The following is a 12,494-nucleotide window of genomic DNA, read 5'->3' as shown; positions in this document are numbered from 1 at the left end:
GCGGGTCAGACATTTTGAGCCGTCAGATCACTTGGAAAACTCTCGCTTGCGGTCGACGGGCGTGACCGGGCCGCGCCGCCATTTTTGGACCAGGGCATCGGCACGCGTCTCATAATAATCGGCCGGGCCGCCCCCGCGTGACACCGGCACGGCATGGGTGGTCTGATAGATGCCGTCGAGGATGCAGTCCTGATTGATGTGCACGTGCACGACCTGGCCGAACACCACCCGGAAATCGCTGGGGACGCCATCCAGATCCTTGAGGTGGACGATCTCCGTCACCTTGCATTCGAACTGGGCAGGACTCGCCGCCACGCGCGGCGGCGCGACATCGATCGAGGCGATCTTCTCGATCCCCGCCATCTCGAACTCGTCGACCTCGGGCCCCACCTCGTCCCCCGTCAGGATCATCACGTCTGTAACGTCGCGGCCAACGAGGTTCCAGACGAACTCACCGGTTTCCCGCGCATTGCGGACGCTGTCCTTCTCTCCGCCCGAAGAGAAGCCGATGATCAGCGGGCGATAGCTGGCAATGTTGAACAGGCTGAACGGGGCGAGGTTGGCGACTCCCTCGGTGCTGACCGTGCTGATCCAGCCGATCGGGCGGGGCGCGACGATCGCGTTGGCCGGCTGATGCTTGAGGCGATGGCCCTCGGCCGGGCGGTAGGAGTGAAATTCTCTCATGATGACGCAGGTCCCTTGGCAAGCTTCACTATGCCGGAATTATTTCCGGTTTCTGACTCGCTAGGCCTATAAGACGTGTCTGCGCTTCCGTCTAAGATATTTTGGGGGGTGTGATTGAAGACCGCATTCACGACAGTTCGGCCGCCACGCGGTTTTCCGAGGCGGGCCGATAGCGGCAACGATGCAGGACGGCCCTAAGCCAATCGGTCTAATCGCTCTGCACCGCTCTGCATCGCTCGGCCCATGCGGGCGAAGGCGGCGTTCATTTTCTCGGCCAGCGCTTCCTCTACGCCGGTGTCGATTAGCGCCTGTCCCATCGCTTGCGTCCATTGCCGGGTTTCCACATCGCCAAAGCCGATCTGGCGATGCGCGGACATGATGCAGGCGCCGGGCTTTTGCGTGAACCAGTCGCGTGGGCCGCCGAGCCAGGCGGTGAGGAATCCGGTCAGAGACTCCCGCATCGGGGCCAGATCGGGCGCATGTATCGCCCGCAATTCGGCAAAGCGCGGGTCCTGCTCCATGAGATCGTAGAAGCGCTCGACCAGCGCGCGCACGGCCGGCGTGCCGCCGATCTCGTCAAAGGGCAGCGGCGCGGGATCGGGTGGGGACACTTCGGCAGTGGTGGATTGGGTCATTGGGCGTGGCTCATGGCGCAGGGCTCCTCATCATGAGGCTTGCATGTCAGGGCCGGCGCCTCGTCGCCTTGCGCTGGATCAAGCCGCGGAGGGATCGCCTGGTGCGCAACCCGGTGCCCAGTCGAGCGGCGCGAGCGTGAACCCGGCAAAATCAAAACCCGGCGTGACGATGCAGGAGACAAGTGCCCAGCCTCGATCGGCCTCGGCGGCCTGCCAGTGGTGCGGGGAGATGACATGCTGCGGGATCTCGCCCGCCAGCACATCGCCGCCGAGGCGCAGGGCTGTGACCGGGCCTTCGTCGCCCGGCGCGGTGGAGAGGTTGAGCGCGTGGCCGGCGTGCCAGAGCCAGGCCTCGCTCGCATCCACCTTGTGCCAATGGGAACGCTGCCCGGGCTCGAGCAGAAACAGAATCGCCGTCGCCCCGGCGCGTTCGCCGGGCGCGGCCTCCGCCCGCCAGGTTTCGCGATACCATCCGCCCTCGGGATGCGGCTGGAGAGCGAGGCGGTCGATGAGGGCGCGGGCGGTGGAATCGGTCATGCGCCCTTTGTCGCCCGATCGCGATGCACGGCGCAAGAGCTTGACCGCGCGGTCGCGCGCCGGGAAGGGTGGGGGGCAATCATGACGTCCCTCTATCGCCTCGATGCCAGTGCCGCGCAGATCGGCGGGGCGCTCCGTGCGGATGCCGGTGAGGACCCGTGGCCGGGAGGCTATATGACGCCGGGGCGCTATGGACCGGTGATCGTGCGCGGGCGCGATGGCGTGCGCCGGTTGGTGCCGCGGCTATGGGGCGTGCCGCCGCCGCCGGCCGCGGCTCTGACGGGCGGCGCGCCGGTTGCGCATGTGCGCAATGTCGAAAGCCCGTTCTGGATCGGCACGCTGCGGCATACGGAGTTCCGCTGCCTGGTGCCGGTCACCAGCTTTCAGCTCTGGTCGCAGGTGCCCGATCCGCGCACCGGCAAGCGTGTCGCGCATCGTTTCTCGCTGCCGGATGCCACGATCTTCGCGTTCGCGGGCATCTGGCGGGACAGCGAGGTGGCGAGTTTTGCGCTCCTGACCTGCGAGCCGAACCGGCTGGTCGCCTCGGTCAACCCGCGCACCATGCCGGTCATCCTGCATGCCGAAGAGCATGGCCGCTGGCTGCGCGCGGACTGGAAGGAGGCGCAGCGGCTGGTTGCGCCTTACCCCTCGCAGGCGATGACGATAGATGAGGCGGGGCCACGCTAGACAGTCCCCTTCGTCATTCCCACAAACGCGGGAATGGCGAGAGAAGGAGGTCGAGCGCTCGCCGATGCCGCCCTTCGGCTACTTCGTTTGTGTTGCGTACAAATAGGGTGCAACCTACACTCTGCGCCACCGGCGACGAGTCCGTGCTTGCGCCGCAGAGACAAGAGGAGAGGCTCATGGCCAGGATCATCGGCGGTTTCGCCGTTTCGCACACGCCGACCATCGCGTTCGCCAAGGATGCGAACAAGCAGACCGATCCCGTCTGGGCGCCGATCTTCGAGGGGTTCGAGCCGGTCAAGCAATGGCTGGCGGACGAGGAGCCCGATGTGATCCTGTATGTCTACAACGACCACATGACCTCCTTCTTCACCCATTACTCGCATTTCGCGCTGGGCATTGGCGAGGCGTATGAGCCGGCGGACGAAGGCGGCGGCAAGCGCGATCTGCCCGCGATCAAGGGCGATCCGGACCTTGCCAAGCACATCGCGGAGTGCATGGTCGCCGACGAGTTCGACCTGGCCTATTGGCAGGGCATGGGGCTGGACCATGGCGCCTTCTCGCCGCTCTCCGTGCTGCTGCCGCATGAGGAGGGCTGGCCGTGTCGGCTGGTCCCTCTCCAATGTGGCGTGCTTCAGCATCCGATCCCCAAGGCGCGCCGCTTCTGGAAGTTCGGCCGCTCGCTGCGCCGCGCGATCCAGAGCTATCCCAAGGACATCAAGGTCGCGATCGCGGGCACGGGCGGGCTTTCCCATCAGGTCCATGGCGAGCGGTGCGGGTTCAACAACACCGCCTGGGACATGGAGTTCATGGAGAAGCTCACCAACGATCCCGAATCATTGCTCGACGCGACGGTGACCGATCTCGCCAAGCTCGGCGGTTGGGAAGGGGCCGAGGTGGTGATGTGGCTGCTGATGCGCGGCGCGCTCTCCGAACAGGTCGAGAAGCTGCACCAGAGCTACTTCCTGCCATCGATGACGGCCATCGCGACGATGCTGTTCAAGGATCTGGGCGATCCGGTGCCGCCAGCCGAAACCGACGAGCAACTGCGTGCCCGCGCGTCCCGCGAGCTGGCGGGCGTCGAGGCGATCGAGGGCACCTATCCCTTCACCATCGACCGGGCGGTCAAGGGCTTCCGCATCAACCATTTCCTCCACCGCCTGATCGAGCCGGAGTTCCGCAAGCGGTTTGTCGAGGATCAGGAAGCGCTCTTCGCCGAGTCGGACCTGACCGACGAAGAGAAGGACTTGATCCGTAGCCGCAACTGGATCGGCATGATCCACTATGGCGTCATCTTCTTCATGCTGGAGAAGATGGCCGCGGTGCTCGGTATCGGCAATATCGACGTTTATGCCGCCTTCAAGGGCCTGAGCGTTCCCGATTTCCAGAAGACCCGCAATGCCGCGATCACCTATTCGGTGGCCGGCAAGCAATAAGCCGCGCGGCTCGGACTGCACGTGAGAGGGCGGCGGACCTTGGTTTACCGCCTTTCTCATGGGGCATCCCGCGACAGCCTGCCGCATTTGCGCCACACCATATCGACCTTCGCCCGGACGCCGACAAAGTAGATTGCAAACTAACAGAATCTGATGAATAGATAGCTCCCTAACAACGATAATTGTCTGGGAGACTTTGCAATGAAGAGACCTGCGCGCGTGCTGCGTCAGCACGCCTGTTTCGCGGCCCTCGCCACCGTCCTCGCTTTCCCTGCTTTCGCGCAGGACAGCGCCCCCCAAAGCGATAGAGCAGATGCAAGCGATGAGGCCATCGTGGTCACCGGATCGCGCATCGCCTCCGGTTTCGACCGGCCGACCCCCGTGGCGGTTCTGGGCGCGGAGCGACTGGAAACACGCGGCATCACCAATCTCGGCGATGCGCTGAACGAACTGCCTGCCTTCCGCGCGACCAACTCACCGGCCTCGACCGGTCTGGGCGCGGCGGGCGGCTATGTCGGCGGTCGCATCCTCGATCTTCGCGGTCTGGGCGCGGTGCGCACGCTGACCCTCGTCGACGGCAAGCGCTTCGTGCCGTCCACCACGCAGGCGACGGTCGATACCAACATGATCCCCTCGATCATGCTCCAGCGTGCCGAAGTCGTCACGGGCGGCGCCTCGGCCGTTTACGGTTCGGACGCCGTGTCGGGCGTCGTCAACCTGCTCATCGACAAGGCGTTCACGGGCTACAAGGCCAATGCCCAGGTCGGCTTTTCGCAATATGGCGATAATTTCACCACCCAGTTCGGTGCGGCCGGTGGCTGGCAGATCGGCGAGACACTGCATCTGCTCGTGGGCGGCGAGTATGAAAAGGCGGAGGGCGTGGAAAGCTGCCCGTCACGTGACTGGTGCGCCAACGGCTTCATCAACATCAGCCGCAATCCCGGCGTGACGAGCCTGCCCGCCAACAACATCCTCGCGGGCGTCTATCCCTGGACGGCGCCCTATAACGGTATCACCACGCCGCCGAGCTCGGCTTATGCCGGCCGCCTCGTCCCGGCTCTCCGCGCGATTGACGGCATCGGCTTCCGCGCCGACGGCACGCCGTTCCGCACGACCCAGGGCACGCTGGCCAACAACCTCTATCAGCTTGGCGGCACCAATGACGGGCCGGGTGAGAACATCTATTTCGACTTCCCGATTGTCTCGCCGACCAAGCGCTACAACGCCATGGCGTTCGCCACGTGGGAAGCCACGCCGGCCCTGACGATGGAGTTCGGCTTCAACTACGGGCATGGCGAAGGTCGCCACCGCGCCGTGCCGTATCGTAATACGGCCATCACCATCCAGCGCGACAACCCGTTCATTCCCACCTCCAGCAATCCCGCGCTGGACCTGCGCACCATCATGGACGCCAACGGCCTCACCAGCTTCACGCTGGGCAAGGGATTCAAGGATGTTGGACCGGGCCAGCTGGTCGTGAAGAACGACGTCTATCGGGCCGTCGCGTCCGCCAAATATGAGATTTCGACCAACTGGTCGGCGGACATCTATTATCAGTTCGGCCGCAACGAGTTCCGCAGCGACATCACGGGTGGCACGATCACCTCGCGCATTCTCAAGGCGCTCGACGCGGTAGCCGGGCCGGGCGGGGCGCCGGTGTGCCGGGTGAATGCCGACGCCAGCACAACCAATAACGACCCTGCGTGCGTCGCCCTCAATCCCTTCGGCTCCGGCCAAGGCGCGACATTTGCGGCGGCCAAGGCCTATGTCACGGCGAATGCCTTCCAGACCAACGTCACCACCCAGCATGTCGTCGCTGCCAACGTCACCGGCTCGCTGTTCGATCTTCCCGCCGGACCGCTCGGCGTTGCCGTTGGCGCGGAATATCGCAGCGACAGCGTCAGCGGCGATGCCGATGCCAATTCCAAGGCGCTGGCCTTCTTCACCGGCAACGGATCGGTTATCTCGGGCAAGATTCAGGTGGTTGAGGCTTATGGTGAGGCCGAAGTGCCGATCCTGCGCGACACGACGTTCTTCCGCGAACTGAGCCTGAACGGCGCCGTCCGCCGGACCCACTACAAGCGGTCCAGCGACTTCTTCCCGAGCAGCACGGTCAATGTGACCACATGGAAGGTCGGCGGCGTCTGGGCGCCGGTCGATGCGGTCCGCTTCCGGGTGACCAAGTCGCGCGACATCCGCGCGCCCAACGTCTCGGAACTGTTCGGCCCGATCACGAGTGCGTCCGGCATTCTCAACGATCCGGCGCGTGGCGGTCAGCAGACGGTCGTGCCGATCACGCTGGGCTCCAACCCCAATCTGCGGCCGGAAAAGGCGGACACGTTCACCGCTGGCATCGTCTTGCAGCCAAGCGGTGGGATGCTCGGGCGTTTCCGGGCGTCGGTCGATTATTATGACATCAAGATCAAGGATGCGATCAGCACGCTCGGTCAGCAGAACATCGTGACGCGCTGCTCGCAGGGCGATACGCTGAGCTGCTCGCTGGTCACGCGCGATGGTGGGGCGGCCAATGGCGTCATCACCAATGTTCGCGACGTTGTGCAGAATGTGAACCAGCTCAACGCCCGCGGCATCGACATGGAGCTGAATTATCGCCAGCCAGTCGGCGCGGCCAGCGCAGTCAACCTGTCCGTCATGGCCAGCCATGTCATCGATCTGGTGACCGTGGACGCGGTTGGTCCGGTCGAACGGGCCGGCCAGACCGGTCTGCGCGGCGGTACGCCTCCGGGCATCCCCGACTGGACGGTCGACGCGACCGTGGGCCTCGACCTGGGTGAGCTGTTCTCGCTCTCCACCCATGTTCGCTGGATCAACAAGGGCTTCTACAACGCGGCGTTCATCGGCGCCGAGCAGCCTGGCTATGTAATCACGGCCTCCAGCAGCTCCAGCACCAACGCCATGCCCTCGCGCACCTATGTCGACATGATGGGCACGGTGAAGGTGCCGGTCGGCGGGGATAACAAGCTGAGCGTCTATTTCGGCGTGGACAATGTGTTCAATGTCGATCCGCCGAACTTCCCCGGTGCGAACGGCAGCGGCAACAACGTGCTCTTCAACCCGGTTGGGCGCATGTACAAGGCCGGTATCCGCACGTCCTTCTGATCCCCCTGCCGTGCCGGGCGCGTTTCGTCCGGCACGGCACCCTTTGGCGCACAGGCCGGCCGACGGATCGCTCTTGACGGAGCGGGTGCAGGTGCGGGAGGTCTGCTGGAACGGCACGTAAGGGAGAATGATGGTCGACAAGGCTCCGTCCGCACAGGGTTCCACCAGCGAAGAGGACGCGGCGACATCGCGCAGCCTGCCGCGATTTGGCGGTTTTCCCATTGAGGATGCCACGCGACATCTCTCCAATTTCTACGCCGGGGCAAAGCCCGACGAGCGGACCGTCACCTTTTTCCGGACCACGCGCGCGCTGGTCGTTGCGGCAAGGCGCTGGCGCAAGCTTGCCAATGACAAGGTCCGCAGTGTCGGGCAGAGCATGGCGCGGTGGGAGACAATGTATCTGCTCGCCTGCGCCCGCGATGACCTCTCCCAGCGCGAACTGGCCCAGCTGATCGGCGTCGAAGGGCCGACCATGGCCCATATGCTCAACACGCTGGAACGCGACGGCCTGATCGAACGTGCGCAGAGCCAGGTCGACCGGCGGGTGGTCCACAACCGGATCACCGAGAAAGGGCTGGCCGCCACGCGGGATATCATGGCGATCACCAATGATCTGCGCGCGGACATCCTGCGAGACATTCGACCCGAGAAGCTCGCTATTGCGCTTGAGGTGCTGGAACAGGTCCACGCCCGGCTGGACGATTACTGCTGAGGCGCGGTCATGCAGCCGGCTACGGCCGTCCCGTTGCGGTCTCTTCCTTCAGCGAGAACAGCACCGGCCATTCCCAGGCGCCCCGGCAGACCGGCATGGAGCGAGCTTCCGTCAGCCGGAAGCGGGTGCCATCCCAGCGGTAGGTCTCTGCCGTGCCGCAGTCGCCAAGGCCCCGGCCCTTGGCGAAGCTGGAAAGCTCACCCCGCGAAGGATTCCAGCGGGCGTTCATGATCAGCGGCGGGGCGCTGGCATCGCCGGTGAAGCCAGGGAGATGATCGAACGGGGCGAAGGCGATTGTCCGGTTGCCGGGCTCGCCGCTCGCGATCAGCGGGACGGCGCTCACATTATATGCGCCCGCATCGCAGGGCAGCAGCAGCAGGACATGCCCCGCGTCGAGCGTATGGAGATCGGGCTGGCGACTGCTCTCCAGTCCACTCTCGCACTGCGCCAGACGCTGGGCGGTGGCTTGCTCTTGCGCCGTGAGCGCAGGCGTCGCCACATCGGCGAGGAGCGGGATCGTCTTGGGCAGCACGGGGTCGGCCGGCAGGGCGCGCGCCATGTCCGCAGGGCCATCACCGATGGCGGCCAGCGCGCCGCGGCTGCCGATGCGGCCCTGCTGCTCATCCATATAGCGCAGTGCCGCTGCGACGCCTTGCAGCGACGGGGCGCCGATGACCGTCCGGTTGCGATCGTACAGCTCGAACACATAGCTGGAGCCCATGGACCGCACGACCTCCAACGCGGTCTGGCCATCCAGCGCAATCGTGTCGCCATCGACTTTCTGCCGCACGCGGCGCGTGCCATCGATCATGAAATCGACCCGGTCGCGCAGCCGATCGGCCAGCAGCACGCGCAGGCTGGTGGCGCCTGCGGGGCCGCCATCGCGGTGAATGAGGACCAGCAGCCGGTTGGGCGTATCCACCCCTTCCGGATTCAGCGATACCGCACTGCAGGACAGGCGATTGTCGCAGCCCACGGCCCAGTTATCGAAAACACGCAGACGACCCAGCACCGGTTCTGCCACAACGGGCGCGGTCGAGAGGACAGACCCCGACGTCTGCTCGCCGCGCGGCGGGGCAGCGGGCGCGACCGTGGCCAGGCCCGTGAGAGCCAGCGCGCCCATGCGCAGAAGCCGTGAAATCCTTGTCATTCCGCCAGTCATAATGCACTTGAAGCCAATGGTGTAGCGCCAAGCTGCATGTGTTGCGACAGCCCGTGGTCAGCAAGCCGGGCCAAGTGGATCGAAAGGACACAGATATGCGCAGAATCGCTGTGATCGGCGCCGGCCAGATGGGCGCGGGCATTGCGCAGGTGAGCGCTCAGGCCGGCATGGATGTGCTGCTGCGTGATATCGATCTCGCGCGTGCGGACAAGGGCAAGGCCGGGATCGAGAAGCGACTCGCGCGCGCCGTGGAGAATGGCAAGCTGGAGCAGGCGGATGCGCAGGCGGCGCTGGCACGGATCACGCCCGTGGTGGCGCTCGATGAGGTCGCCCGGTGCGATCTGGTGATCGAGGCCGCGACCGAGCGGGAGGACATCAAGCGCGCCATCTTCGCGGAGGTGGGCGCGGTCCTGGCGCCGGATGCGATCCTTGCAACCAACACCTCGTCCATTCCGATCACGCGGCTCGCGCAGGCGGCGCCCGATCCGGCGCGGTTCATCGGCGTGCATTTCTTCAATCCCGTGCCGGTGATGGCGCTGGTGGAGGTCATTCGCGGCCTCGCCACCTCGCCGGAGACGGTGCAGGCGGTGGAGGCCTATGCGCAGGCGCTGGGCAAGGAGGTCGTCCATGCGTTCGACGCGCCGGGGTTCATCGTCAACCGCATCCTGCTGCCGATGCTGAACGAGGCGATCTTCGCGCTCGGCGAGGGCGTGGCCAGCGTGAGAGACATCGATAGCGCGATCAAACTGGGCCTCAACCATCCCATGGGTCCGCTGACCCTGGCTGATTTCGTTGGCCTCGATACCTGTCTGGAGATCTGCAATGTACTGCAGGACACGACGGGCGATCCCAAATTCCGGCCGGCGCCGCTGCTCGTCAAATATGTCGAAGCCGGCTGGCTGGGGCGCAAGACGGGCAGGGGCTTCTACGATTATGCCGGCGACGAGCCCGTGCCGACGCGGTGAAAGGCCTTTCGGGGCGCGCGCTGGCCGCACAGCAAGGAGCCCCGTGTCCGCAGACACGAGGCTCCCGCTCCCACATCGTAAAGGCTGTGCTTAGCTGAAGCTGATCGCCATGTTGGGGCGGCGTGCGCGCAGCGTGCGGCCGATCGCAGCGAAACCAATGATCATCATCGCCCAGGTGGCCGGCTCCGGCACGGCGGGCTTGACGGTGTAGAACAGCAGATCCTGCTTGCTGCTGTTGGTCGCGACCCAGAAATCCAGATTGCTGTTAATCGTGCCCTTGTTGGCAAGGTGGGAATTGGCGGTGTTGATCAGCGCGGACTCGCCTTGGCTCGCCCATTCGAGCTCGAAGTTACCCGCTCCCAGGTTCTTCGAGTTGCTCGTTTCGTAGCGAGTCTCCCAAAGCGCCAGTTGCAGGGCAGCGGACTGAGTCTTGTCGCCACCGGCATAATTGCTCACCAGCGCGGCGACGTCGTTATAAAGAGAGCCGCCCAGATAATCGCTCAGCGACACGACATTGAACGTGCCGGTGCTCGAGTCCTGGGTGACTTCGAGACAGTAAGCCAGGAAGCTGACCGCCTTGCCGTCCCACGTGCCGGAGATATTCTGGGGCGAGAACGAGCCGCTGTAGGAGGTGGTGTTCCACCACGACGAACCAATGCTCACCTCGCCGCTCGGGCTGCTATACTGCGTCGAGAGGTTGTTGATGACGAAGGTGCTCGCGTTCGCGGCAGTTGCGGAGGCGATAGCGGCTGCACCGGCAGCGAGAGCGATAAGCGTTTTCTTCACGGCGATGTTCCCTTCAAAAGTCCTGAAGCCGGTGTGAAGGAATACTTCTCGATACAAAATGGTATTAACTACGATTGGACGCTCGTTAACTTCGATTATCGCAAAATAATCAGGAAATTCTGAGGGGAAGTTTTAAGAGAACTAGTTAATGATCCAAATGGGGTCATTAACTACGATGAGCGTTTATAAGACGCTACATTTGCGAGTGGCGTGACGCTGCGAATCGGGAAACAATGAAGGGGCGGCGGCGCCGCTGCCGCATTTCCCGATCGTCACCCCTGGGCTTGGCCCGGGGTCCAGCTGGCCTTCTTGCGAAGAAGGCGTGCCGCTTGAAACGTCCGAACACGGAAAGCCGCAATGTATTTGGCGATGCGTGCGAAAGAAAAGCTGGACCCCGGGTCAAGCCCGGGGTGACGGTGAGGGGGCTCAATTTCCCCTGATGTTCTCGCCGCCCTCATCGCCGGCATCCTCGGCCTGCGCCGCTGCGAGGTCCTGCAGCAGGGCGTCCACATCGAGCGGCTGGCTGCGGTCATGCGCCTCGATGCGATCGCGCAGGCCCTGTGCCCACATCGCGCTGGGGCCGCCGTGCGGATCGAACGCTAGCGGGCCGAGGTTGATCAGCGCGTCATCATAGCGCTGGTCCCGCAGCAGCTGCATCACCAGCATCGTGCGGAGATTTTGGTCGAACGGCGCCAGCACCACAGCGCGCTCCAGCCCGGCCACCGCATTCTCCGTCGGGCGCCGGCCCTGCTCAAGGAAGCTGCGGTAGAAATATTGCAGGGGCAGGGGATGATTATTCTCGACCCTGTTGAGCTCGATGAACGGGCGTCGCGCTTCGGCATAGGCCGCGCTGGCGTCCGGGGCGGATTCCGCTTTGCGGAACAGCGCCTTTCCTTTCGTCAGATAGGCGCTCACCTGCCGGTCATCGAGCGCGAGGGCGGTGTTGGCAGCGGCGAGGGCGGCATCTTCATTGCCCGCTTCCAGCTCGGCTTCGGCCAGCGTGGCGTGCAGCGCCGCATCGTTGGGATAGCGCGGCGCAAGAGCGCGCAAGTCCGCCACCAGCGTCTCCAGTTCTTCAGGCGAGGGGCGGTTCTTGAGCTCGATCCGCAGCGGCATGGCCGCCGCTTCGCCCTCGCTCAGCGCGCGGACCGAGACGGGGCCGGGCTTAAGGGCGGCAGCAGGTAGTTCCAGATAGGTCATCCGGCTCTTGCCCAGATATTGGTTTAGATCGCGCTGCAGGGCGTTGAGATCGCCAAAGGCGCTTGTCGCCGCGTCCGTGAGGCTTTTGCCGCTGCGCAGCAGGCGCTGATAGGTGGCCAGCTGCCCTGGCCGATCCTTGCTGAAGGTCAGATAATGAAAAAGCAGCCAACTCCGCCCGTAAAAGGAAGTGCCGCGCGACGCAGATTTGTCGCGATAGCGTCCCGCCTCCAGGATTTGCTCGACGGGAATGAAGTCGCCATAGATAAGCTCGCCTGCCCGGTGGCGCGCAGGCATGCCGAGCCCCACATTGCCATTCTTGCGGAACTGGGCGGAGGCGAAGAACTCTGCGGCCCCTTCCGAAAACCATCGCGGTGTGCCGAAGCTGCTGGTTGAGATAAGGTAGTGGTGCGCATATTCGTGCAGCAGCGCGATCATCGGCATATCGAGCAGACTGTTGCTCGTCTTCACCCGCGGGACAATGGCGAAGGCATCGCCAGCGCGCGGTACATAGAAGGCGTATGTAGATTGGCTCTTGCCGCCCTGTAGCCTGCGCACGTCCTTGTCGCTGCGCAC

At 64.5% G+C, this 12,494-nt stretch carries 11 protein-coding genes; 5 read left to right on the top strand and 6 right to left on the bottom strand.

Features of this window, described 5'->3' with window-relative positions:
* Positions 1–27: 27 nt before the first annotated feature.
* The 3 genes from M2339_RS11305 to M2339_RS11295 all read right to left on the bottom strand — a co-directional run bounded on the left by M2339_RS11305 (position 28) and on the right by M2339_RS11295 (position 1,856).
* The gene (locus M2339_RS11305) at positions 28–684 is read right to left on the bottom strand and encodes a flavin reductase family protein (protein ID WP_264586555.1); all 657 of its coding nucleotides are present in this window, start codon (positions 682–684) and stop codon (positions 28–30) included.
* Positions 685–878: 194 nt separating this feature from the next.
* Positions 879–1,319 (bottom strand): group II truncated hemoglobin, encoded by a 441-nt coding sequence (locus M2339_RS11300; protein ID WP_264584259.1) that lies wholly within the window; start codon positions 1,317–1,319, stop codon positions 879–881.
* Between the two features lie 78 nt (positions 1,320–1,397).
* Positions 1,398–1,856, bottom strand: coding sequence for a cupin domain-containing protein (locus tag M2339_RS11295; RefSeq protein ID WP_264586556.1), 459 nt, complete (start codon positions 1,854–1,856; stop codon positions 1,398–1,400).
* A gap of 81 nt (positions 1,857–1,937) precedes the next feature.
* Here M2339_RS11295 and M2339_RS11290 point away from each other — a divergent pair, with 81 nt between their 5' ends.
* From M2339_RS11290 to M2339_RS11275, 4 genes are all read left to right on the top strand, one after another.
* Positions 1,938–2,543 carry an SOS response-associated peptidase gene (locus M2339_RS11290; RefSeq protein ID WP_264586557.1) on the top strand — a complete coding sequence of 202 codons (606 nt, stop codon included), beginning with the start codon at positions 1,938–1,940 and terminating at the stop codon, positions 2,541–2,543.
* A gap of 176 nt (positions 2,544–2,719) precedes the next feature.
* Positions 2,720–3,976 (top strand): gallate dioxygenase, encoded by a 1,257-nt coding sequence (locus M2339_RS11285; RefSeq protein WP_264586558.1) that lies wholly within the window; start codon positions 2,720–2,722, stop codon positions 3,974–3,976.
* Between the two features lie 201 nt (positions 3,977–4,177).
* Positions 4,178–7,096: a TonB-dependent receptor domain-containing protein gene (locus M2339_RS11280; protein WP_264586559.1), complete on the top strand. Its 2,919-nt coding sequence runs from the start codon at positions 4,178–4,180 to the stop codon at positions 7,094–7,096.
* 130 nt (positions 7,097–7,226) lie between these two features.
* Positions 7,227–7,808: a MarR family winged helix-turn-helix transcriptional regulator gene (locus M2339_RS11275; protein ID WP_264586560.1), complete on the top strand. Its 582-nt coding sequence runs from the start codon at positions 7,227–7,229 to the stop codon at positions 7,806–7,808.
* Between the two features lie 19 nt (positions 7,809–7,827).
* Here M2339_RS11275 and M2339_RS11270 read toward each other — a convergent pair whose 3' ends face one another.
* Positions 7,828–8,931, bottom strand: a complete 1,104-nt coding sequence (locus tag M2339_RS11270; protein WP_264606347.1) for a DUF1176 domain-containing protein — start codon at positions 8,929–8,931, stop codon at positions 7,828–7,830.
* 134 nt (positions 8,932–9,065) lie between these two features.
* Here M2339_RS11270 and M2339_RS11265 point away from each other — a divergent pair, with 134 nt between their 5' ends.
* Positions 9,066–9,935 carry a 3-hydroxybutyryl-CoA dehydrogenase gene (locus M2339_RS11265; RefSeq protein ID WP_264586562.1) on the top strand — a complete coding sequence of 290 codons (870 nt, stop codon included), beginning with the start codon at positions 9,066–9,068 and terminating at the stop codon, positions 9,933–9,935.
* A gap of 90 nt (positions 9,936–10,025) precedes the next feature.
* Here the strand turns inward: M2339_RS11265 and M2339_RS11260 are convergent, their stop codons facing one another.
* Both M2339_RS11260 and M2339_RS11255 read right to left on the bottom strand, forming a co-directional pair.
* The gene (locus tag M2339_RS11260; RefSeq protein ID WP_264586563.1) at positions 10,026–10,721 is read right to left on the bottom strand and encodes a PEPxxWA-CTERM sorting domain-containing protein; all 696 of its coding nucleotides are present in this window, start codon (positions 10,719–10,721) and stop codon (positions 10,026–10,028) included.
* A gap of 426 nt (positions 10,722–11,147) precedes the next feature.
* Positions 11,148–12,494, bottom strand: a complete 1,347-nt coding sequence (locus M2339_RS11255; RefSeq protein ID WP_264586564.1) for a hypothetical protein — start codon at positions 12,492–12,494, stop codon at positions 11,148–11,150.

Origin of the sequence: Sphingobium sp. B2D3C, assembly GCF_025961835.1 — a bacterium.
In the GTDB taxonomy this organism is placed as follows: Bacteria; Pseudomonadota; Alphaproteobacteria; order Sphingomonadales; family Sphingomonadaceae; genus Sphingobium.
This window is presented reverse-complemented; position numbering and strand designations above follow the sequence as displayed.